The sequence below is a fragment of the Leptolyngbya sp. UWPOB_LEPTO1 genome, from assembly GCF_017302695.1.
Lineage (GTDB): Bacteria > Cyanobacteriota > Cyanobacteriia > Leptolyngbyales > Leptolyngbyaceae > Leptolyngbya > Leptolyngbya boryana.
In genome coordinates this window covers 278,163-302,119 of sequence record NZ_JAFLCJ010000001.1, presented here as the reverse complement: position 1 = coordinate 302,119, position 23,957 = coordinate 278,163, and the positions used below count along the sequence as shown (strand labels likewise).

General features: G+C 48.0%; 18 protein-coding genes and 1 tRNA gene. 5 read left to right on the top strand and 14 right to left on the bottom strand.

Annotated elements, in window-relative coordinates:
* Positions 1-11: 11 nt before the first annotated feature.
* The 6 genes from recG to J0L70_RS01330 form a co-directional block, all read right to left on the bottom strand.
* The gene (gene recG / locus J0L70_RS01355) at positions 12-2,465 is read right to left on the bottom strand and encodes an ATP-dependent DNA helicase RecG (RefSeq protein ID WP_287452769.1); all 2,454 of its coding nucleotides are present in this window, start codon (positions 2,463-2,465) and stop codon (positions 12-14) included.
* Positions 2,466-2,474: 9 nt separating this feature from the next.
* A complete protein-coding gene (locus tag J0L70_RS01350; RefSeq protein ID WP_287452768.1) occupies positions 2,475-2,903 on the bottom strand; it encodes an NUDIX hydrolase in 429 nt (142 codons plus the stop codon).
* A gap of 35 nt (positions 2,904-2,938) precedes the next feature.
* A tRNA-Val gene (locus J0L70_RS01345) sits at positions 2,939-3,010 on the bottom strand.
* A 65-nt stretch (positions 3,011-3,075) separates the two neighbouring features.
* Entirely contained in the window at positions 3,076-3,474 is a 399-nt protein-coding gene (locus J0L70_RS01340) for a helix-turn-helix domain-containing protein (RefSeq protein ID WP_287452767.1), read from the bottom strand.
* Positions 3,458-3,757, bottom strand: coding sequence for a type II toxin-antitoxin system HigB family toxin (locus J0L70_RS01335; RefSeq protein WP_287452766.1), 300 nt, complete (start codon positions 3,755-3,757; stop codon positions 3,458-3,460). Before J0L70_RS01335 ends, J0L70_RS01340 begins: the two co-directional genes overlap by 17 nt.
* A 186-nt stretch (positions 3,758-3,943) precedes the next feature.
* Positions 3,944-4,627 (bottom strand): DedA family protein, encoded by a 684-nt coding sequence (locus J0L70_RS01330; protein WP_017290503.1) that lies wholly within the window; start codon positions 4,625-4,627, stop codon positions 3,944-3,946.
* 366 nt (positions 4,628-4,993) lie between these two features.
* Between J0L70_RS01330 and J0L70_RS01325 the strand changes: the two genes are divergently transcribed.
* Positions 4,994-5,356, top strand: a complete 363-nt coding sequence (locus J0L70_RS01325; protein WP_017290504.1) for an STAS domain-containing protein — start codon at positions 4,994-4,996, stop codon at positions 5,354-5,356.
* Between the two features lie 189 nt (positions 5,357-5,545).
* On the opposite strand, the gene J0L70_RS01320 is transcribed toward J0L70_RS01325, so the two are convergent.
* From J0L70_RS01320 to J0L70_RS01310, 3 genes are all read right to left on the bottom strand, one after another.
* Positions 5,546-6,100 (bottom strand): Npun_F5560 family protein, encoded by a 555-nt coding sequence (locus tag J0L70_RS01320; protein ID WP_017290505.1) that lies wholly within the window; start codon positions 6,098-6,100, stop codon positions 5,546-5,548.
* Entirely contained in the window at positions 6,100-7,116 is a 1,017-nt protein-coding gene (locus tag J0L70_RS01315) for an NAD(P)/FAD-dependent oxidoreductase (RefSeq protein ID WP_017290506.1), read from the bottom strand. Before J0L70_RS01315 ends, J0L70_RS01320 begins: the two co-directional genes overlap by 1 nt.
* An 86-nt stretch (positions 7,117-7,202) precedes the next feature.
* The gene (locus tag J0L70_RS01310; protein WP_287452764.1) at positions 7,203-7,910 is read right to left on the bottom strand and encodes a hypothetical protein; all 708 of its coding nucleotides are present in this window, start codon (positions 7,908-7,910) and stop codon (positions 7,203-7,205) included.
* 168 nt (positions 7,911-8,078) lie between these two features.
* Here J0L70_RS01310 and J0L70_RS01305 point away from each other — a divergent pair, with 168 nt between their 5' ends.
* Positions 8,079-9,107, top strand: coding sequence for an FAD-dependent oxidoreductase (locus J0L70_RS01305; RefSeq protein WP_287452762.1), 1,029 nt, complete (start codon positions 8,079-8,081; stop codon positions 9,105-9,107).
* 212 nt (positions 9,108-9,319) lie between these two features.
* The gene (locus tag J0L70_RS01300) at positions 9,320-9,673 is read left to right on the top strand and encodes a hypothetical protein (RefSeq protein WP_287452760.1); all 354 of its coding nucleotides are present in this window, start codon (positions 9,320-9,322) and stop codon (positions 9,671-9,673) included.
* A gap of 109 nt (positions 9,674-9,782) precedes the next feature.
* Here the strand turns inward: J0L70_RS01300 and J0L70_RS01295 are convergent, their stop codons facing one another.
* Both J0L70_RS01295 and J0L70_RS01290 read right to left on the bottom strand, forming a co-directional pair.
* The gene (locus J0L70_RS01295; protein ID WP_287452759.1) at positions 9,783-10,949 is read right to left on the bottom strand and encodes a COG3650 family protein; all 1,167 of its coding nucleotides are present in this window, start codon (positions 10,947-10,949) and stop codon (positions 9,783-9,785) included.
* A 131-nt stretch (positions 10,950-11,080) separates the two neighbouring features.
* Positions 11,081-13,168: a caspase family protein gene (locus tag J0L70_RS01290; protein ID WP_287452758.1), complete on the bottom strand. Its 2,088-nt coding sequence runs from the start codon at positions 13,166-13,168 to the stop codon at positions 11,081-11,083.
* 183 nt (positions 13,169-13,351) lie between these two features.
* Here J0L70_RS01290 and J0L70_RS01285 point away from each other — a divergent pair, with 183 nt between their 5' ends.
* Together J0L70_RS01285 and tftA are read left to right on the top strand one after the other, a co-directional pair.
* Positions 13,352-15,247, top strand: coding sequence for a hypothetical protein (locus J0L70_RS01285; protein WP_017290512.1), 1,896 nt, complete (start codon positions 13,352-13,354; stop codon positions 15,245-15,247).
* 158 nt (positions 15,248-15,405) lie between these two features.
* The gene (gene tftA, locus J0L70_RS01280) at positions 15,406-16,749 is read left to right on the top strand and encodes a hormogonium tapered terminus morphoprotein TftA (RefSeq protein WP_017290513.1); all 1,344 of its coding nucleotides are present in this window, start codon (positions 15,406-15,408) and stop codon (positions 16,747-16,749) included.
* 291 nt (positions 16,750-17,040) lie between these two features.
* Here tftA and J0L70_RS01275 read toward each other — a convergent pair whose 3' ends face one another.
* From J0L70_RS01275 to J0L70_RS01265, 3 genes are all read right to left on the bottom strand, one after another.
* Positions 17,041-21,945, bottom strand: coding sequence for an nSTAND1 domain-containing NTPase (locus J0L70_RS01275; protein WP_287452757.1), 4,905 nt, complete (start codon positions 21,943-21,945; stop codon positions 17,041-17,043).
* A gap of 42 nt (positions 21,946-21,987) precedes the next feature.
* The gene (locus tag J0L70_RS01270) at positions 21,988-22,893 is read right to left on the bottom strand and encodes a hypothetical protein (protein ID WP_017290515.1); all 906 of its coding nucleotides are present in this window, start codon (positions 22,891-22,893) and stop codon (positions 21,988-21,990) included.
* Between the two features lie 98 nt (positions 22,894-22,991).
* Positions 22,992-23,951, bottom strand: coding sequence for a LysR family transcriptional regulator (locus J0L70_RS01265; protein WP_287452756.1), 960 nt, complete (start codon positions 23,949-23,951; stop codon positions 22,992-22,994).
* Between the last annotated feature and the right edge of the window lie 6 nt (positions 23,952-23,957).

Here is a 23,957-nt window from a genome sequence, read left to right as displayed (position 1 = left end):
TGCGTCCCGCCTTAAGTGAGAATTGCTCCACCCATCAGCCTTTGATAGCGATATTCTAATTCTGCTTTCATCGCATTCCATTTCTCGATCGTGGGATCTTTCTCGATCGTTCGCTCTGCTGCCTCTCTTGCTAGCACAAGGACTTCTTGATCCTCGACCAAGCTTGCCAGGGCAAAGTCTGGTAGTCCCGATTGCCGTGTCCCTAACACTGCTCCTGGCCCTCTAAATCGCATATCCATCTCAGAAATAAAGAAACCATCCTGAGATTGTTCGAGCACTTTCAAGCGCTGAACTGAGGTTTCACTCTTAGAATTGCTCATCAATAGACAGAACGACTGCGATCCGCCCCGTCCGACTCGACCTCGAAGCTGGTGCAATTGTGATAATCCAAATCGTTCCGCATGTTCAATCATCATCACAGTCGCATTCGGGACATCGACACCGACTTCTACAACGGTTGTAGAGACGAGAATCTGGGTTTTGTTATCTCGAAACTGAGTAATCGCATCGTCTTTCTCAGCAGAAGTCATGCGACCATGCAGTAACCCTACTTTGAAATCTGGAAAAACATTCTCACTCAGATGTTGATGTTCGTCGATCGCGGATTTGAGATCCAATTTTTCTGACTCTTCGACCAAAGGTAAGACAATGTAAACCTGCCGTCCTTGGGCGATTTCGCGCTTCATTAGATCATAGGCTTGTTGGCGATCGCGACCGGTCAATGCAGTTGTTTGAATCGCTTTTCGTCCAGGCGGCAATTCATCAATTTGACTCACATCTAAGTCTCCATGCAACGTTAAAGCAAGGGTTCGCGGAATGGGCGTTGCAGTCATGGTTAAAACGTGAGGATGTTCGCCTTTCTGCTGAAGTCGGGCGCGTTGTTCAACGCCAAAGCGATGTTGTTCATCAATGACGACTAAGCCTAAGCGATCGAAGCTAACCGTATCTTGAATCAAAGCATGAGTTCCAACCAGCAAAGGCAGTTCCCCGGTTTGCAATCCACTATGAATCTCTCGCCGCTTGGCTGCTTTGGTCGAACCTGTGAGCAGTTCCACTGGCAAATGCAGTTGATTAAACCAGCTCACTAACTTTCGATAGTGCTGCTCTGCTAGAACTTCAGTAGGAGCCATAAACGCTGCCTGATAGCCCGATTGAATGGCTGCTAGGATCGAAATAACAGCAACAACAGTTTTTCCTGAGCCGACATCGCCTTGCACGAGTCGATTCATCGGAGTCTGTTTCTGAAGATCATTGAGAATGTCATTGACAACGCGGCTTTGAGCATTCGTTAAGCTAAAAGGAAGTAACTGATGGAAGCGATCGATTAATTCCCCGGTCGGTGCAAGTACTGCACTGGCTTGAGTTTGCTGCTGTTCTCTGCGCCGTTTGAGTAAGCCAAGCTGTAAGTAAAAGAACTCATCAAATACTAAGCGTCGTCGAGCCGATTCTAGTGTCTCTGAATCAGTCGGGAAGTGAATATTCGCGATCGCGTCTTGAATTCCAATTAATCCATATTCTGCAAGTAACCCTTTCGGCATCGGTTCATGCAAATTCTTAATTGCAGGTAACGCTGCCGTCACCGCCCGACGGATTAACTCTGCCCCAACCCCTTCCGTTAAGGGATAAACCGGAACAATCCGACCAATGTTGGAAGAATCAAGGGTTTCGCCTTCTTGATCCAACACTTCAATCTCTGGATCTTCAAGTGAAATGCCATATTTGGTCTGTTTGACTAAACCAGAAGCCGCGATCGAGGCTCCTTTCGGGTACAGTCTTTTCTGTTGTTCTTGCCAGCCTCGACTCGCAAAACGGCTCCCCATATAGAAACGGCTGATTTTCATCGAACCGCTGGAGTCTTGAATGCTTAAGTCTAAAATCGTCAGCTTACTATTTCGCGGACTGGTGAAACAATTGCAGCTTTTAATCATGGCGACGATTGTGACCGTTTCGCCGACTTTGAGTTCGCGAATTTTCGCTTGCCGAGCATAGTCAATATAATCACGCGGATAGTAATAAAGCAGATCGCGCACAAAGTAAAGCCCAAGTTTGGCAAGCTTTTCGGCACTTTTTGGGCCAATTCCTGGGAGATAAGTAATAGCTTGTGTCAGTGGAATATCTTGTGCAGGAACCTCGATCGGTTTCGGAGTCACTTTCGGCGTGACTTTTGCAGTAGGTTTAGTCGGGGCTTTTTCCGCAGGTTTTTCTTCAGATTTTTTGACTTGATAGAGAAAGCGTCGAGTTTCAGCAACTAAATGCTGGCGTTGTGAAAATTCTAAATCGGAATATTTCGCGAATTGGTTCGCGATCGTCTGACAGCGTGCTTGCTCAGATGCCGGGAGTGCGGGAGTTCCTTCGGTCAATGTGAGATGCAAAAATTCGCTGAAGCGGAACTGATTGCCCTCCAGATCATTAAATCCGCGATCAGCTTCGACCGAAAGCGCCTTTTGTAACCGCACCAAATCCATGATGTGAAATCAGCTCACCCTTTTTGCATTGATGAAGTCTAGCAAAATTCGCTGATGAATTGCGCCCAACGGTCGAATTTGATTGGCTCGATCGCTGAACCGCTCTCCTTGCTGAATCTCTGCGATTGTGAATACTCCTAAATCCCAACCTTCCATCAGCTTGAGTTCAGAAACATCCACAGTTAGCGGAGCCGCAAAGACGTGGCGAGTCGCTCGATCGTCTTCGTAAATCCCGAATTTCACCAGATCCGGCGCAACATAGCAAATTTCTTCTTGCAATTCTCGAACGACTGCCACTTCAGGCGTTTCGCCTGGGTCTAAATGTCCCCCAAACAGTCCCCAATGTCCTGGATAAGCAATATTTGGAATGTTATCTCGGAGTTGAAGTAGGAAGGTCTGATGCTGATAGAGAATTGCGATCGCGACTTCCGGCTTCATAGTGAAATTTCTCTCCGAAACTCGTTTCTAAAATATGGGCGATACTGGATTTGAACCAGTGACCTCTCCCGTGTGAAGGGAATGCGCTACCCCTGTGCCAATCGCCCGAGGAGTTCTTATTCTACATTAGGCGATCGCTCAAATCAAGCTTTCCAAGACTTGAACGATTCACTCAGAGAAAGAGGTCAGGAGAGACTTTAAAGCGTGCCGCTAGTGCTTTGGCTTGAGCCTTACTAATTGCCCGCTTGCCATTGACCACTTCGCTGACGACACCACTAGAACCCAGCACCCCAACCAGGTCGGCTTGACGAGTTCCACTCGCTTCCATAATGTGTAACAGAACTTCGCGAGGTGTGGCATCTGGAATCGGAAAATGTTCAGTTTCGTAAAGCTCAACAAGCGCGACGAGGAGCTTGTACAACTTACGCTCCTCAGCGGACTTATCTTTCTTGAAATGCAGATTCTCTACGATCGCGATGATGCGATCGTACTCCTCAGAACTTTCGATGACTTGAGGAGTCGATTCGGTGAGAAGCTGATTGTATTTTTCTATATTAAAAGTAAGGGTCATTCTTCCACTTGTTCTTGTCGTATTCGGAGTGTGTAAGGAAGTACTTATAGAAGATAGTGCCGTCTTCATAGTCGATAGAAACGATAAGACGATAAGCATTCCCTTTGATATTAAAGACCGTGAAGTTTCCGACGGATTCAGCATCCCGGTAGATCAAGCGAACCTCTTCCAAATTTCGCCAGTTTGCTTTCTTGACCGTGGTGTACCAACTTTCTATCTGGGAAGTGACATCTGAATAACGTTCCGTATCAGCGCGTAAATTGCGAATATGGATTAAATGCATTCCAGTAATAGAAGGTTTTCATAACAATGAAGTGCAATTAAATAGGAATTCTTCAATCAATACTCTCACTTTGAGAGGAGCCTGTCAATGAGTAAAGCCTGAAACTTGCTTAAAGCGATCGCTCAAATCAAGCCACAAAAAAGGAGCCAAATTTGGCTCCCGCAAATTTATGCAAATTGAACAAGATTACTGGCTTTGAGAAGAGTCGTCTGACACCGTTGGCAGTGCATTGGCTTCTAGCGTTTCAGACACCAACTGTTTCGATTTCCGCGATTCCAACCAAAACGGAACCACGAGCCAAGCCGCTACGAGCAAAAGTGCCACTACCCCAAACTGTGAAGCCAGTGTAAACAGTTTCTCTAGAGGGACAACCTGACCCGCAAAATACGACAACGACACCATGACCGTTGCCCAAGTGAACGCTCCAGCAGTGTTGTACAGCGTAAATTTCCAATAGGGCATCTCTGCGATCCCGGCGAGCGGACTGGCAAAAATCCGCAACAGTGCCACAAAGCGACCCAAGAAAACTGCCTTGCCAGCATTCTCCCCAAACTGGCGCTTTAGTTCTTCGATTTGAGTCTCTTGAATGCGGAACACCTTGCCCAAGTTGACCAGCAGTGCCCAGCCGCCGTAGCGCCCAATCCAGTAGCCAATATTGCCGCCGATCGTTGCGCCGAGCGCTGCATCACCAATCACCCAGAAATAATTCAGCTGATCGCTTCCTGCCAAAAAACCACCCGCAAGCGTCACCGTTTCACCGGGAATGGGCAGCCCTAAATTCTCTAACAAAATTCCGAAAAAAATCGCCCAATAACCATACTGCTGAGCAATCTGCTCGATCGCTTCCGGCGAAATGAAGTCAAGTGACATTGCAATAACCTTTACAAACCTTCATCTTCTTTCGATCTTGACGTGGTTTCGCCTCAAGTGTCAATCAATCGATCGACAGTTTCTTCAAGTTCGCGATTTAGGACAGATTCATTAGCATCTCTTCACAACTGTCATCCGTATTTTTCTGTAACGATCAGGAAAACTTTATTAAAATTGCGCTGAGATACGGAGAAAAATAAAGATTCGATAAAACTACGATAGTTGTTTAGTGCATCCGGAAACAGACTCCTTATAGTTGAAGCACTAAATAATGCGTACAACTACTTAGCAAAGGAACGATCCTTGCTCTAGTCAAGTCTTCCGGATGAAGCATGGATGTGAGAGTGAACGAAAGTATGTGGAGATATGGAAATGGCGTTAATTGAGCGGCACGAAGAGGTTGTATTACAGCCCCAGGGTCGATTAGATGCAGTGGGTGGTGCAGCATTACACCAACAGTGGGCAACCCTTGCACCTCGGCAATATAAAGCCTGGATTATTGATCTGTCGCGTGTTGAATTTATTGATAGTTCGGGGCTAGTTTCATTAGTCTCAGGATTAAAAGTTGCGACCCATACTGGTACTCAGCTTGTTTTATGTGGATTGCGTCCCTCGACTCGGTTGGTCTTTGAGATTACGCAACTGGATCAGGCGTTTTCGATTTTCGAGAATTATGAAGCGATCGAGGATGCTTTTGGTCGAGTTCAAGAAGTGCTGCAAATCGCTTAATTTATCAGAATTGCTTTATTCATCGCGTTTTGACCTCGTTCAGCGCTCTTAGTCGCTCTAGATCTCATCTCTTCGCGAGTTGATCGAAGTCGAAACCTAACTCCAGTAAACCACTGTCAGCAAAAAGCCCTCGCAAGATTTAGCTTGTGGGGGCTTTGTCGTTCAATTTATGCGTTAGAAATTCTTGATTTAAGCATTCCCAAAGGTGGGCAGTGAAATTTCACCCTCACCTCGTGGAAAACTCGGCAAATCAAGATGCCCGTTTCTGCGATTTTGCACGGCTAAGCGATAATTGACGCTTTGGAGTTCCGCGTGAAGTTGACGATTTTCGCGCTGAATCATTGCCACCTTTTCTCGCACAGGCTGCATCCGCTCGGCAAACTTCTGCCGATACACTTTAGGCAATTCTTGCACGACTTGTTCGAGCATCTTCGATCGCTCAGTTAATTCCTGAGCCGTTTGCCGTAACTGGCGCATTTCTTCATCGCGTTGCGTAATTTGCTCTTGGTAGAACGTGACTTGTTCCTCTACGGTCTGAAGCTGTTCGCGTAGCGCCCGGACTTCAGCGACTTGTCGATCGGACGGCTCATCTGAAGCGGGGATGGGCGCACTCGCATTGCCTTTAACCAGGCGGAATAATTCCTGTGAGAGCTGCTGCACGAGCTGATCGCGCATTTGCAGTTCTTCTTGGAGACGGGCATTTTCAGCAAAGATTTGCTGAGCTTGAGAAGCGTCAAGTTGCATCACGAGATAGGTACTCCCTCTTGGGTTATGACGTTAAGGTTTTCCTCCCATAATCGCGGAGGAGACGATCGACGAATGTCTCGCCAAATTGCAGTTGCCGCCAATGTACCATCTGCAACCGCAATTGATACCTGATTTAATCCCTCTTTTAAATCTCCCAGTGCAAAAATTCTCGGATGCGATGTCCTACACATGTCGTCAGTTAGGAGGTTTCCGCCTTTCCAGTCGAGTTCAATCCCTTTTAAGTAGGCATTGTAATAATGCGAACCCATTGCCACTAAGCCCGTCTGTAATTCGATCGTCCGTCCGTCCGCGAGTTCTACGCCTGTCATCTCATGATCATGTCCAACGAATCGCTTTAACGGCGTTTCGATGAGTGGATATCCGTGAGATTTTAATTTTTCTCGCATCTCGTCGCTGACTTCAAATAAGCCCTGGGTAAAAACGGTGATGTAAGGCGTAAACCAATTCAACACAAATGCGGTGTTAATCGCGCCTTCGCTGCCGACAAACAAGCCACATTTTTTGTCCGCCATTTCCCAACCGTCGCAGATCATGCAGACATGCAGATTATGTCCAGCGTAGTCGAATACGTTCTGCATATCGTCGAGCTTGGGCAAGTGGTCGATGATCCCACTCGCAGCAATCACATATTTAGAGCGAAAAACTGGGTGAATGCTATCTTGTTTGCCGACTTTGACTTTGACTGCGAAGGTTTCTCCTTCATCTTGCACCTCTTCGACAAAGCCCATGAGATAATCGCCATTTAGCGAGAGAAAATGATTTTGCCCCTGCTGGAGCATGGTGCGACCAGGAGTGCCAGGGGGCAGACCGAGATAATTTTGCAGTTCTTGCATCCAGAACGATCGACCGCGACCTTTTTCGATCACCAGACACGACAGCCGATAGCGTTGTAAATAAATTGCAGCAGAGAGTCCACCCGCTCCGCCGCCTACAATAATTACATCGTAAACATGGTCAAGTCGCTGTTCGAGTGTCTTTTTAGAAAGCTTCATGGCGATTTCCGCAGTAATCGTTGCATCGTGAATCTACGATTTTAATTGCAATCACAGATTTCTCCAATGTAGCAATTCTGCAAGTTCTAAAGTGCGATCGAGCTTTCTGAACTGCCGACGGATTTGACCCATTCTTTGCCATTTTCCAGGAAGACGATCGAGGGAGTTCCTGCCGGATTGAGGTTGATTCGTTTTACCGTCACTTCTCCACCTGCGAGGCGTTCTCCAACTTGCACATAGCGCGAGGTGCCGTCGGTATCTTGAACGATCGCGCTTATGTTTGAGCCAGTTTGAATCACGCCGCTTAAGACGATCGCGTCTGCCAAATTTGGGCGAGAGATAGGAGGGGGTGGGATCACAGGCAGAGCAGGTTGGACGGTCGGCAGTGTGCCGACTGAGAGCGGAGGCATCGGGGTAGAAGTGAGCCGAATGGGTTGAGGCTGAGGTAAAGCAACGGCAGGTGAAGTGCTGATGGTTGAGGATTTTGCTGCGATCGTTTTTGTGGGGGCTGGTTTGATCGTGGCTCTCAGTTCAGTTGGCATTTGAGGCGCTGCGAAGGGATCGCGATTGCTTCCGACAGCAACGGGCATTAATGGGAGTTTGCTATTGGTCGTTGGAATCATGCCTGCGATTTTGACCGGAGGCAGGGTGAGCGATTTGGCGGGTACGACAGGTTGCGGGAAGGCTTGGGGGGTGGGCGGTGTAGATTGAGTATTGGTACGGTTGGTCGCGCAACTTGTGAGTAAGAGTGCTGTTCCGGTTGCAGCGCTCATCATCCAGTGTCGTTTGCTCATACGGATACCCCAGTCGTTTACATTTATACAGAATAGCCATGAGTTTACGGAGCGCACGGTTTTATCTGCCGTTTGAGCTATCGGTTTTAACGGATTTTTCGTAAAAATTAGTAGTTATACGTGGGCGTTCTCGCGGTTGTCGATCGCTAACCTGAAGAAATTACCGGAATGCAAAAATTGGTTTTGGTGGGAGGAGGACATAGTCACGCGATCGCACTTCGACAATTCGGATTGCATCCGCTGTCTAATGTCGAAATTACGTTGATTAGTGAGGCGGAAGTTACGCCTTATTCAGGACTGTTACCGGGACATGTAGCGGGTTTCTACTCGTATGAGGAATGTCATATCGATTTGCGCTCGCTGTGTGAATTCGCTAAGGCTGAATTGAGAATCGATCGCGCCATTGGGTTGGATTTGGCTCGGCATCGAGTCTTATGTGAGGCAGGGGAGGTTGAGTTTGATCTCGTGTCGCTCGATATTGGCAGTACGCCGATGATGCCAGCAGGAGCGGCGGGAATTGGGGCAAAGCCGATTGCTCAGTTTCTCAAATGGTGGAATCAGTTTGACGGTAAGAGTGTGGCGATCGTAGGCGGTGGAACAGGCGGGGTCGAGTTGGCGTTAAATATGCAGGCGAAGATGCCTGAGTTAGAGATTCATTTGTTTCAACGCGATCGCGAGTTGTTGCCAAGTCATAACGCTTGGGTGCGGCAGCAATTTCAAAAGATTTTGACGCAAAGAGGGATTCAACTGCACGTTGGGCAAGCTGTGGAACGTGCGACGGATTGTGATGCAACGGTTTGGGTGACTCATGCCTCGGCTGCGCCTTGGGTCAAGCAGTCTGGGCTGGCAGTAGACGCGCAAGGATTCGTTTTAGTGAATGAGTTTTTACAGTCGGTGTCTCATCCTGAGGTGTTTGCAGCGGGTGATATTGCCACAATGATGCACTACGATCGACCGAAGGCAGGGGTATTTGCAGTGAGGCAGGGCAAGCCTTTGTTTCACAATCTCCGGGCTAAGTTGGAAAATCGGGTGTTGAAGCCTTATCGTCCTCAGAAACGCTATCTGAGTTTGATTGGAACGGGGGATAAGGTTGCAGTGGCATCCTATGGGGGATTCGGTTGGCGCGCTCCGTGGGTGTGGTGGATGAAGGACTTTATCGATCGGTCTTTTATGAACCAGTTTAAGAGGATGATTTAGCAAGTCGTCGTTGAGACGCATTCACCCGCCCCGGAAACGGAATTCCGGGGCTAACGGTGCGAAGTCCTTAAAAGGACTGGGTCGCTCAAGCTTTTGGTTAGTCCCGTTTAGGAGACTTCGTTTTACTAGCTGCGAAATTCCGTTCCGGGGTGGGATGGCAATGTGAGCGAAAAGTCTTTTGATATCTTTAGAACATCCTCGCAGTAAAAGCTATGCAATTATCTATTTCAGATGATCAGTTCAAAATCGATCTTGATGGTTGGGAACGTATTTGGGCGTTTTACTTTAATGCGGATTTGTACATTCCGTTGAGTCATATTACTCAGGTATCAACTGAGGAGCCTCGACATAGCTGGACGGATGTTAGGATGCCAGGGACGTTTTTGCCAGGGGTGATTAAGGCGGGAACTTACTATACCGATCGAGGTAAAGAGTTTTGGTATGTGACACGGTTGGGGCGATATTTGACTTTGGAACTTGAGAACGAGTTTTATCGGCGAATTGTGCTTAGTGTGGAGCAGAATCAACTTTGGGCAGAACGAATCAATGAGCAAAGAACGGTTTAAATATTCTGGTAGTCCACTACGTGAATCGTGAGGAGTGGGGAGTGGGGAGAACTCAAACTCAAATTGCTCCCTATCTCCCCATCAGATTGTGGTGAACTACTAGCGGAGGTTACTTTAACCAGGACAGCGATCGCAAAATTTCTGCTGCCTCATTTGGAGTAATCGTATTTCGGCATTGATTTGTTTTGCCACCATAGTAGGTTCGACGAACAAAATCAGCACCAAGAATTCGATAAAACGGAGAAGTCGAACCTGGTGCAGTCGCCCAATCATTGAGTAAATTGGGCTGAGGTGTAGAAAGCTGCTGAGCGGATGGGGTTTTAAAGTCTCCAGTTTGCTCACCAAACAGCAGAGAGACTCGCCCGAAAAGCTTCGTTTCTACTGGAAATTCATACCCTCCAGGTACACCACCCACTCCGCCACCCGTTGCCTCGATCGCAAAACATTTATCCTGCTGTGCATGGCGGTAAACGATGCCATAGTCTGGCCCAAATCGGCATCTACCTTCACAAGGTTTCACATCCACTTTGCTCACCGTATAGCCAGCAGGAACAGAGCTTGGAACTGCGATCGCAATTTTCAAAGACTTCAGCGAAGCTTGCTGCTGAGGTGTCAGTTGAGGTGTTCCTGTCTGAGCCGTGAGCGGAATGCCAACGCCTGGGCGAATCTGATTCGAGATGAGAGCAGTTCCCGTTACGATCGTGCTAGAAGCTAATTTTGGAGCGCTTGAAGGATTGCTCGGATAAGTAGAACCGTTAAATTTTAAGCTGCGATAGCTCGGTTGTATACCTCCACCTGCAACGAACAGAATAATATCGCGCCAGCCTTTTGTGCGGGTGTTGCTTACAACGATCGGAGAATTGACGATCGTATGTCGCGAAAGCAAACTGTAACCGTTTCCTGCTGGTTTGAGAATCAGCATTGTACAGCCGCCTGTGCCACAGGTCGATTGAGAAACTAAATATACAATTTTCTCATCGCGACCATCGCCATCTAAATCGATCGAGTTATAAAGATAGCGAACGTTAGCTACATCTCCAGAAAGCTCTCGGCGAATCGCTGCTTCTATTGCTGAATTACTTTGAGTTTGCGATCGCTGATAAGTTAGCGCGCGAAAGCGAATGTTATCGACGTTTGGGAGTGTTTCTAAGGGGGACTCTGAATTTTGTGCAACTTTAGAAGATTGTGCTGCTGTGGGAGCTTGAAACCAGGAATTGAGGCTGAACCCAATTCCAAGAGCAGCCGTTAAAGATAACAATACGCGTTGCATTTGCATAACGATGAATGAAGTAGAAGGAAACTCAGAAATCGAAGTTTAGATTCAATTTACTGCGATCGTATTCCAGAACTGCATCAATGTTGATTCGCAAAATTGCCTATTTACGATCGCACGCTGAATTTTATTCTCTAAACCACCTGATAGAAGAAGCGAAACGTTGCCCATGCATTGACATTCAGAGCGAAGAGTTCAGGAGGCGTAATTGCAGGGATTGTACTACTCGCTTGATGCACATCTTGTAGCACTGCTTGGGCAACATCAAGGAAATTGGGAAGAGAGCGAATAAACTTTTCTCGAGTTCCTACTAAAGCTTCAGTTTGCTGAAATGGAGTACGGCTACAAATCACATAAGCTTCAGATAGACCTGCGGGCAAACGTACAATCCAATCGGATTGCGCTTGAGGCAGGGTGAAGGTTTCGCCGGGAGCGATCGTGGATTTTACTTGCTCATTTTCTCTTGGGCTGAGTACTACACCCGTTCCATTATTGTCTAATCCTAGAACGAGAAAGTGAATCAATTCAGCATCATGATTCTCAAGCCGGATCTGAATCGAAGTTCCAATCGGAAGCGAAAGTACTTTTCCATTAGAAGGTACAACATCGCTTGGAGACTCGGCAACCCGGCTCGTCTGCTGGACGGCAATCTTTGCGTCAGCATTGACGAGAGCCGCGCGCACGGAGATCTGAGATGAATCTGAATTCGCTGTCAAGCTGAGTAACTTTGCACCTAAGCGCGTTTGCAACTGTGGCGTAAGCCTTTTGACTGCTAACTTTACGGCTTCTCCAGACTCGCCTGCTGTACTTGGAATCGCTTCTCGCCCTTGTGAAAATAATCCATATCCAGCGGGTGAAATCGTTCCTTTCATCGCTTCTGTTGTCAGTGAAGCAACTTGTGTCGGTTCTTCAACTTTGCTAAATAAATAGTCGGCTGCTTGTTCGCCTGCGATCGCTGCTGCAACTCTTGGCAGTCCCGAAAAAGCACTCACGGCATCGACTCGCTCGACTCGATTTAAGGTCGCATCGATCGCGATCGCTAAGCTCAGATCTTTCGGCAAAGTTCGGATCGCTTCTCGAATCGGTTGACCGACTTGCACAGGCAATTCGATCGCTTTCGCTTTCGCTACTAATCCACTGCGTTCATATACTTGAAGCACTGAGTGATCTGTCCTGAATAATCCGCCCAGACTGTAAGCTTCTAGAACCTGGGGAGGTAAACCTCCGAGCCATAAGTATGCGATTTTGCCATTGTCTTCGATCGCGGTAATAACTCCATCAGCGGACGGTTGAGTTATGGGCACTTGGTAAGGTTTGAGCGGTCGCTCGCGGCTTTTCTGCCCGATTAAAATGGGTTGTTGCTTGGCATCAGACTGCCTTGCAATCAGTTCGGAGGCTCCTCTGAGATCGACTCTCAGCGTGGTTTCGGGCATTGATCGCCAGAGTTGCTGCGTCAGTGCGTAAGTAAACAGTCCTGCACTAAATCCATTCCAAGGGGATTCTGTCGCAAATTGTTGAGCATCGGCAGCAGATAGAACCACTCCTGGCATCTGTCCTGATCGCCATTGCACTTTTGTTCGAGTGCGATCGAGTTTCGTATTTGTAAGTAACCGTTCTTGAAACTCGATTTCTTCGTCAATCAATTGAGTCGCTGGATCGCTGGATCGCGATCGCAGTTTCAAATTTCCCCGCAAAGCATAGCCCGGATAGAGATAACCCGCATCAATGATCGTGGTGACTTGCTGAGTCGGCAGCGATCGCAAAAGCAGCAGCAGAGTATCTTGAGAAATTCCGTTCGCGATTACGTTATCTTGGGGTTCATCGGCTGTGATCAAAATTGGCTGAATGTCATCTGCCGTTGTGCCGAGTTTTTGTAAACTTCCGAAGCCGCTAAAGTGAAAAACAATCACATCATTCGGTTGGGCTTGTCGAATGAGGTGTTCTATAAAAGCCGTTTCAATGCGCGATCGCGTTGCTTGCTGATCCGTTAAAGTCAGAATGTCATTGGGCTGAAATCCGAAGCGATGAATCAGCAATTCTTTTTGTAATTCAATATCGGTCAAACAGCCATTCAGTGCCGCATTGCGATATTGATTAATTCCCACTAAAAGCGCGAGTTTTCGAGCAGTCGGCGCAGCGAGAACTTGTGCTGTCCGAGTGCATGAACTGGCTCCCCAGACTCCGAGAAAAATACCTGCTTGTAGTAGCGATCGACGTTTCATGTCCCGATCCTGCGCCTTCTCCCTTAAGCGTATCAGGTCAAGATTCAGAAATCGTAACCAATTCGCAATACCAGAGTTATGTTTTTCTTAATTTTTACGAGATAAAAGGAAGAAATCGCTACACTTTCACTGCTCTGTGTATGATGTTAGGCGCTTCACTCAGCGTCAGGGAGAACTGGATCGATGAATTTACCTTTTGTTTTAGATGTTGCTATTGGACTAATCTTTACTTACTTAATTCTGAGTCTGCTAGCTTCAGAACTACAAGAATTACTGGCAACAGTGCTGCAATGGCGGGCAAAACATTTGAAAGATTCGATCGAAGTACTCTTAGGAGGTGGAATTAATACGCCCGAAGAACAGCGAGTCAAGGATTTGGTCGGACGGCTCTATGATGATCCCTTGCTCAAAAACGTCAATCAAGCAGCGAAAGGAGCGGTGCCTCAAGCATTTCGGAAACTTACCAGAATCCTGTTTCCGGGCAATCGACCTGGCGCGTTTGGTCATAATCAATCTTCGGGACCGTCTTACATTGCACCAGAGACATTTGCGACTTCGCTGATTGAGCAGTTGGGCATTACTTCTATGGTGGATAAACTGTCCGAGGTGCGGTTTGAGAAATTCGTTCACCGGATTGTAGGACATTATTGGGTCAATGAATTCGGCGAGGTGGGATTGCCGGATGATGATCAATTCCAAGATGGGTGGGAGCGGGGAGCCATTCGTACGATCGCGGAAAAATCAGAGCGCTCAAGTCTCAGTGCCGATCAAAATTTTCGGGTGCTTGTCGAAGAGTACGATCAAATTCTCAATGCGTATCGGGTGCGTACAGCGACCTTAGAAACGAGTGTCGAGCGCTTAGGAGAAAGCTTAGATGCGTATATTGCAGCCTGTGCAAACTTCGATCAATCCTCTCCAGAAACGGCGCTGTTTGTCCGGCGATTGCAGTCGTACAAGGCGAGTGTGTTTGGTCAGAATTATGAGCGAGCATTCAGTTCTGGTGGGTTGAAACCGAGCATTGCAGAAGTTGCAGACTTGGTGCATCAAGGCAGTAGTACCCATCAAGAAGTGGCGAGAGCGTACGATCGGATTGCGAATCAAGCTCGTCCGATTGATGCTCAAGTCAATTCAACGATTCAGACGCAAATCAACGACTATCGATTGGGACTGGATGCGAATGCTCTGGATCACCCGACAAAATTCGAGGATCTAGACTATGATTTGCAGCAAATTTTCCTAGCGAATGCACTCGCCAATCTCACGCCCGAAGAACGGCAACTGTATGAGGACTATCAAACCTATAAAACGATTCGCAATGGGTTGAGCCGTCTGCCGGATTCTGTAAAAGAGAGCATTGCGATTTTGGCAAAACGATCGCAGGCTCGCGTGGATCAAGCGGAAAATCAGGTCAATCAGTTTCGCGATGAGATTTCAGTCTGGTTCGATCGCTCGATGTCGCGGGCTTCAGGCGTGTATAAACGCAATGCAAAAGGGGTGGCGATTCTCATTGGCTTAACGTTAGCGGCGGCGACGAACTCGGATACGTTTCATATTTTCAATCGGTTGTCGAGTGATGATAGTTTGCGTCGATTAGTCACTGAGCGAGCTTCGCAGTTGAATTTGGATGCTCAGCGATCGCCGAGGTTTTCGGCTCAGCTTGAGGAGTTGAAGAATGAGACGGATGCAGTGTTACGAGAGATTTCGTTTCCGATTAGCTGGAATTCGAGTAATCTCGGGCGACAGTTGGGCTGTCCATCCAGTGCAATCTCGTCTGCACCCCCTCAAGATGTCGCAAATACTGAAGCGAATCAGCTCAAGGCGCAATGGGACAATTTGTATAAGGGCTGTTTGAATACGGATCAATCATCGAATGCGCCAGTTCCGTTGCAGGTCGCGCAGATTATGGTCAATCGCCCGCTCGGGGTTTTACGGATGTTGTCGGGCTGGATTGTGAGCGGAATTGCGATCGCGATGGGTGCGCCGTTTTGGTTTGATTTATTAGGGAAGGTTGTGAATGTGCGAAATTCAGGCGGAAAGCCGAAGCAACCCGCAGGAGAAGTGCAAAGGACGAATGAGTAAGCATTTGAGTGAGCTTTGATCGGTGACGAGTGCGATCGCACCTGCAATCAGTTGGATAAACCGCGATCGCAATCTCCTTGGAAATGGGTCATTCCCTGAAAAAGAGATAAAATGGGCGACTGACGATTCAACCTATAAATTCGTTATTCGTAAAGCTGATGGGACGTATCTTTATTTCCGCAGGGCATGGCAATCGCATCAATGGAGTCACAGATCCGGGTGCAGTCGTTGCCGGGACAACCGAAGCCAGAGAAATGATTCTGACGCGCGATTTGATCGTCACAGAATTGCGATCGCGCGGAGTCGAAGTTTTATCTGTCCCGGATGCGCTGAGTGCTGCACAAGCGATTGACTGGATTAATGCGCGCGCCCGGAGAGATGATGTTGCCCTAGAAATTCGAGCCGATGCCTTCAGTAATCCCAGTGTGCGCGGCTCGACGGTCTACTTCATTGCGAATAATGATCAGCGACGACGCAATGCCGAATTGCTTTTACAAGCTTTAATTCGTCGTGTGCCGCAACTTCCTAGTCGAGGCGCACGACCCGACACCGATACGGGATTAGGGAGTCTGCCCTTTTGTCGTCAAATCAATTGTGGATCGTTGCTAATGACGATCGGGTTTCTGACGAATCCAGACGATCGCTTTATTATTCAAAATCAGCGGCGAGATGTGTCGCTGGGCATTTCGGATGGATTAGTGGCTTGGGTGCGAGGAACTGCTTTACCGCCTGATCCGAATCAGTATCCAGAAATTGCGATTAATCTGAATGGTCAGACTTATGGTGAGAAAGGAATTTTGGTAAATGGAAATTCTTTTGTGCCACTGGATCTCATCGATCGCTTAGGGCTTGATTTGTCCAAAGAACCGGGGATTTCTCGGATTAACTATCGTCAAGTCGTCTTTATTCGAGCGACGGATTTGGCAAAGTTTAATGTTGTGATCGGGTGGGATGCGAAGACAAGAACGGTGACGTTGCGATCGATTTTGCGGGTCTGTGCGGGATCGCTCGATCGCATTATGGGCAATGGCAATACTTTGAGTTCGCAACTCATCACGTTCCTGAGAAGAAATAATGAAGCTGCGGTCGCACAGTTTCCAACGATCGCGGATTTGTATCGTCAAGAAGGCGCGATCGAAGGGGTGAACTATGATATTGCCTTTAGTCAGATGTTACTAGAGACCAATTATTTACGATTTGGCGGGGATGTGAAGCCATCTCAGAATAATTTCGCTGGATTAGGTGATGTGGGTGGAGGACCTGAAGGAGCAAGTTTCCCAAATGCTCAAATTGGGGTAAGAGCGCATATTCAGCTATTGAAAGCGTATGCGAGTACAGAACCTTTGGTGCAGGATGTAGTCACTCCGCGATTTCGGTTTGTGACGCGCGGAATTGCGCCCTTGATTGAACAATTGACCGGGAGATGGTCGGCTGATCCGCAGTATGGGCAGAAGATTAGTACGATTTTGCGTCAGTTGTATGATTCGGCGCAGATTTTGTAAGAGGTAGGGAGTGGGGAGCTAGCAAGGCAACAAGCATCCTACTCCTTACCAATTTAAGCAGATAGGCGCAAGATAGTCGCTGCGTTTGCGTCTCGCCCTGAACTGGAAGTTCGGGCTAGCTGTGCGAAGTAGGTTGAAACCCACTGAAGAAGACGTTGCGATTGGCTGTTAGTCCAGTTCAGTGGACTTCGCAGTGTTAGCCCCGAATTCATTCCGGGGCGGGTGAGCAACGAAGTGAGAGGACTCGCTGGACTGATACTTAATCACGTCCATCTACTTAGGACTGCTCTATCAATTACACAGCTTCGCTAAATCAGAGTGCGATCGCGCAAAAAACTGCACGCGATCGCAACTCTGCTTCATCAAGCGCTCTAAATCGAAATCCCAAGTCGTCAATCCGGCTCGATCGCTTGTGCTCAGCAGAGTATTGCCCTGAAATGCCACGCTCGCAACCCTATCCTGAGTGCCATTTAAGGTCTTGATCAATTCCCCAGTTTCCGCATTCCAGAGCTTAATTGTGCTATCACTACTGCCTGATGCGAGTACTGAATTGTGAAAGCTTAAAGAGGTCACTCCGTTGTTGTGTCCAATCAACGTATGCTTTGAGCGGGCTTCTTGGATTGACCAAAGCTGAATCGTATTATCCCAACTGGCTGAAGCTAGAGTATCGCCATTTACAGCGAGATCAGAAATGGCTAATCGATGTTCTCCAAGCACCGTTGAGGTTTTTTGATCCACATTCCACAATCGAATGCTTTTATCGATACTGCCAGAAGCTAAGCGTCCATCTGCAAGAAAACTGAGGGCGGTTACTTCATCGGTGTGACCTTGCAACGTTGCGATCGCATTGCCATCTATTGACCAAATCTTGATAGTTTTATCGGCACTGCCTGAAGCAAAGGTCTTACGAGTGTGATCAACGCTCAAGGCAGTGACGCGATCGCCATGTGCGGCAATCGTTTTGATCGGTTCGCCTGTTTTGGCATTCCAAATCCGAATGGTTTTATCTGCACTCGCTGAGATTAAGGTATCGCCGCTGAACCGAAGTTGAGTAATGGGAGCCGTATGGCCTTTGAGAATGCGAAGATTGCCGTCTTGTTGGACTTGGATCGTTTGATCTGGAGTCGCGATCGCAATCATCGATCCATTCACTGCTAAGGCAGAAAATCCAGTATTCAATTTTGCGAGCGTACTGACTTGCCAAACTCGCGCAGTTTTGTCTGCACTGGCACTTAAAAGCTGAGTTCCAGCCGGACTAAAACTGAGATTCATTACGGCTGCACCGTGCCCTTGAATGGTTGCGAGCAGTGCGCCTTCTAAATTCCAGAGTCGAATGGTCTGATCGATGGAGCCAGTCGCGATCGTCCGCCCGTCAGGACTGTAAATGGCTGTATTCACCTGATCGCGATGTCCCTCAAAAGTAGCAATCTCTTTGCCGCTCAATGTCCAAAGCTTTGCTAGATTGTCGCCACTGCTGAGAATCGATTGCCGATTTGGAGCGATGCTCACGCTCGTCACTCGCTCTCGATGAGCATTAAAACTCCTAATCGCTCCAGATTTTCCAACTTCCCAAATCTTGATCGTTCCGTCCTCACCGCCGGAGAGAATTTGGCGATCGCTTTGTCCAAAGGTAATCTGATTCACCCATCCTCGATGCCCTCTAAAGGTCTGAACTTCTTTCTTTTGATCCAATTGCCAAAGCTTAATGGTTCCATCTCGGCTACTAGAAATCAGCGATCGACCATTCTCGCTAAATTGCACATCAGTCACCCAGTCTCGATGTCCATTCAAGGTGTGGATTAATTTTCCATCCCGATTCCAAATTTTGATGGTTTTATCTGCACTTGCCGTTGCAATCTGTTGATTGTCAGCACTGAATGTCACAGCTAAAACACGATCGCGATGATCCGTTAACGTTTGAATCGCTGCCCCTTCCCGTGACCAAAGTTTTACTAAATTATCATTGCTCACGGTTGCGATCAGTTGTCCATCTGCACTCATCTGCACATCATTGACTTGTTGAGCATGACCTTCGAGACGATTGGATTCTTGAGTTTGAGAAATCGCTTGTTGCAGCGTTGCGATCGCAGTCGTTTTCACATCGAAAGGTAGAAAATTCCAAGGTCGATCGAGTCGTTGTAATTGGTGTCCTGCTTTGATTCCATCTGCTAGTGATTCGAGCTGCTGATTTGAGTTTAACAATGCTTCTGAAGAGGCTGAGAGTGCCTGAATTTCACGAATTTGAGCATTCCGCTGATTCCAAGCAGCGAGGCTTCCGAAACCGATTGCTGCAATGGCTAGAGATGCGATCGCTAAAATTGCCTGCTGAGCGCGACGCAAACGGCGCTTGAGTGCAAGCTGTTCGCCTTGCCGTGCGTCAAGACTGGCGGCAATAAACTCCTGGGTTTCTCGCGTCAGTTCATCGGTGTATTTCACATAGAGTTCTTCTGCTTCTGCTAAGCGCATACCTCGCAGCAGGAGATCAGACGGGCGATTGTTTTTATGCCAATCGATCGCGGATTGCTCGATCGGGCGTTGGACTTGCAGCCGTTTGCGGTTCTCAGTCAGCCACCAGCGCAACGTAGACCAATGACGAATCAGAATTTCATGAGCCACCTCGATCGTCACTACAGGTGGAATTTCAGTTGTCGTTAACTCTCCTCGACTTGTCGGCAGCTCTTCGGTGTTAATGACAATCAACTTGGCATCACTGAGTGCGTGCAATGTGCGATCGATGAGATTCGGCGGATATTTGGCAACGTCGAGATCCGCTTTCAAAACTCGACGGCGCGTATCTTCTGTCCCTTCGCCTAACTGAGTTAACGATAGAAAAATCCAGCGCGCACAGTCTTGTTCATCGGGACGCAACTGATCATAAGTTGCTTGTGCTTTGTTTTCTAATGCGCCTTGCAAGCCCCCAATCTCAGACTGATAAGTTTTGAGGGTTAATTCCCCTGTTTTGCGCTTCTGCCACAGTTGTTCTAAAACGAATTCTAACAGCGGCAAATCTCCGGGGGTACGATCTAGCTCTTGTAGCAAGACTTCGACTAAACTTGCTTCGACTTTTAATCCAACTTGTTCAGCCGGACGCACAATCACTTGCCGATAGTCTTCATCACTCAAACAAGGCGGAACCAGAATGCTCGATCGCTGTAAAATCCCTGCGAGCTGAGGAATTTCCAATGCGGCTGCGACAAAATCGGCTCTGAGCGTGAGCACCAGTTTAAAGCGATCGGAAGTATAGTCCAGTGCTTCTAAAATGATGTTGAGAAAATCTCGGCGATCGTAGTCTGAAGCCAGCGTAAATATCTCCTCAAACTGATCGATCACCAGTAACACCATCGGCTCAGTGCGAGTTCGCAACCATTGCACAAAGCCTTCTGTCCCCTGATACATCAAGCCTTCAATCTGGTCTTGTTCTCCGGGTTGTGCCAAACATTTCACCAATGACTCAAACGGTTGATCGCCCGGACGCATCCGCCCAATCCACCATTGTTCGCTTCCCGGAATTCGCTTTCCTTGTCGCAACTGTGCAATTAATCCGGCTTGCACAACCGAAGATTTTCCACTGCCCGAAGCCCCGACGACTGCGAGGCAAGCATCCTGCTGAACGGCTTGTAAAAGCTGCTGAGTCAGAGCTTCCCGACCATAGAAGAACTCTGCATCGTCTTCGCTAAACGCTTGCAGCCCTCGATACGGACACACTCCAATCTCTGAAGGTTTGACCGTCTGCTGTTCTGGAAAGATATCAATTACGCCCTGAGTGCCCGATAACCAGACATGCAGCGACATCTTGCCTGCAAGCGCTAATTGAAGCTGAGTAATCCAAGCTGCAACAGGAAAGCCGCTCTGATTTTCGGCGCGATTTAACGTCTCAATCAGCGATCGCGTAAATAGTTCCGGTTCATTCCGAGGCGCTGCTGCTGCGATCAAACATTGCCCTTGCTCTCGTCGTAATTCTTCAACCCACTCTGGTAAAGTATCTGCCCCAGGACAATCGAGGATCACAATCTGCTGAGCAATTTCACTCTGACGTAAAGCCGTTCGCAACCACGATCGCGTAATCCGCTCTCCTTCTCCCAAAATCACACAAGGCTCATCTTGCACGATGGCAATTCTGCCACGGATGTAGACTAAAACGCTTGTTGCTTCGGGGGTTTCGAGCTTGAATTGAATTTGCGATCGCACCGTTTCCCAATCGCTCGATTGATACACCAGTTCAAACCCACCCACACTACTGAGCAACTTACTAAATTGCAAAGTCAGGCGATGATCGCGCAACACATCAATGATGATGGCTTGTCGAGAAGGCAAAAGCGCGATCGAGGTCGATTTCACGCCTAACGTAAACTGCCCAAACCCCTCAACGATTCGCTTCGGAGTTTGCAAGGGATATTCAGGCTGTAAGTGCGTTTCACCGCGTCCTCGCTTCTGCTGATTGATCAATCGCAGTTGTTGATTGCTTTTATCGATGTACTGAAGCGTCTGATGATAAACATATTTATACAATCCATCTGCATCGATCGCGCCACTGGCATCTGCTGCCGCGCCTCGTAATCCTTGCATCAGAAAGTAAGTAAATACGCCATGCCCCAACTCTGGAAACTCCCAAGACTGCTGAGACTGATCACAAGAGAGCAACGCATAAAATCCCTGACTTTGCACCGCGCGCTGTCCGAGCAATCCCATCATCTGAGCCGTTGGATTAGGAAGTGTTGCGCCTCTGAGCGTCATGCCTCCACTGTGACACGCATCTAACCAGACAATCTGCTGCTGAGCTTGACACTGACCTAGCTGTTCTAAAAGCTCAGCAATACTCAATCCTGTATTGAGCAAGTCATCTTTCTGAGTATCAGCTAAGCATAGGACAGGCTGTTCGTCCTCTAAAATCCCATGCCCAGAAAAGTAAATCAGCACCGTATCCCGGCTTTGAGCAGATTCCACGATCGCCGCTAAACTGTCTCGAACTTGCTGGAGCGTCGCTGGTACTCCAAAGTCGTGCCGGATCTGCATCGATCGCTGAGGAAATGCCTGCGTAGCATCAATTAAGGCTTCGGCGAGACCCTGACAGTCGATCGCGGAATATTGTAAAGAGGGCAGTCTTGAATCTCGATATCGATTGATCCCAATCAGCAAGATCCAAAGTTTAGCTTGTCCAGTTTCTAAAACCGTTGAACGATTAACAGCGCGAGGCATAGGATAAGTATTTCAAAGAGTAGATCGCGACACAGCACCTGATCATTTTTGATCAATTGCGTAAGTATAATCGAACAGTTGCCCGACTTGGCGACGTAAGCCTGCAAGTGGATAAAGTTTTGGGGTTAATTGATGGGTTGCATAGTGATCGGCTGCCGCAATAACGCGACGCGCTTCTGCCTGAGACAGCTTTCCTTGCTTGAATCCAGCGATCACACTCTCAATTCCTTGATGATATTCTGAACTATTACGAAAGTTAAATTCTGGCTGTTCTGCTTGAGGGGCAGGTTGTGGAGCGATCGCGATCATTGGTAATGAAATCGGTGCTTGCAGTGATAAAACATACACGCTATCTGCGGGCAATTGCACGACTCGAATGTTCTTTGGAGAACTCATCCCACTGAGAATGCCGATCGCACCACCAATCATGCCTCCTTGATCAAACATTTCTGCTTTGCGGCTGCTGCGAGCGGTCGCACCCAAAACTGAGCCAAATAAATTGCCCATCATGCCGCTATTTTCGCGTGCCCGTTCTGCGCCGCTGACTTGTTCGATCGTGGTTCCTGGAATGATCGCAGTTGTCGCTTGAATCGGAACAATCTGACCCCGTACAACAATCGACTCTGCGACAATTCGCGCTCCACCATTTTCGGGCTTCAGCTTCACCGAAACGGGCGTATTGGCTGGCACGACTTCATTCCCTTGCAAATCCATCAACGGCTGCGCGAGCGGAACGGTAAGCGGAAAGTCCTGCTTTTGTCCAACATCCACATTGACTGCTCCTGGCAGCTTAATAATTACCCCGGCAGTTTGAGGAATCAATGCGCCTTGTTGGGATCTCGTGACTGAAGTTGTGCTAGAGAGAACGACTTCAGCCGATGCAGGCAGTGCGATTGGAGTGGCGATCGCGATAGACAAAGCCAAGTTCAAAAGGGTACGAGCGTTCATGGAAATCTTCCTGTCTGGACTACACTGTACTGTTAGGGAAGACGATCGAGCGTTATGCAGCACGACTCCACCGCTCGATTTTGGATGACTTGCCTGGATTACCAAGAATCTTGCAGCGACAAATTCATGACCTCCTGTACGACTTTGAGAAATTGACGTAAAACAATCGATGAATCCTCTTGTCGCCACACGATCGCGATCTGTCGGTTCAGCGTTGCATTCTGGATCGCTCGATATACGACACCTTCTCGCTGGAGCGTTTGTACATGATTGGGCAGGATAGACACGCCAACCCCTGATGCGATGAGGCTGAGCAGAGTGACGACACCTGTTACACTTACGGTCGGATTAATTTTCGGTTCAAATCCTGCCTCGCGGCAAAGCGTGATGATTTTTTCATAAAAAGGCAGCACATCCAGGGAAGGTAAGAGGATCGATTCATTTGCGATCGCCGTCAATGGAACGGTCGGCTGATTTGCCAGCACATGATGAATGGGTAGCGCCACGACAAAATATTCCTCCAGAATCGGCTGAACGCTCAATGCGGGATCGGTCTCTTCAAAACTCGAAAAACGCTGAAAGATGACATCCAATTGATGCTGCTTCAGCATCTGAACTTCTTGCTGGATCGTGATCTCATGCAGTTCTAGTTCTACATTGGGAAACCGTTGGGTGAAGGCTTGCACAATTTCAGGCAAAGTTGTATTAGCAATGGCATTATTCATTCCAATGCTTAATCGTCCAATCTTTCCTTGGCTCGCTTGTCGGGCAGTAGACATTGCTTGCTCTAGATGCCTCAATGCTTGCTGCACTTCAGAACGAAAGACTTGACCTGCTTCGGTTAACTCGATGGGACGCTTGCTGCGATCGAATAACTTCACTGGATTCGGTTGATTGCGGCTGAGAAATGCTTCTAGCGCCTGAATCCGCTTGCTCAGTGGTGGTTGCTTAATGCCGATGCGCTTTGCCGCTTCGGTGAAGTTGTTGTGGTTCTGCACAACTTCCATGAAGTAGCAAATCTGTCGAAGCTCAATCTCGCTGAGTTCTTGAAACTGCATTGTCAA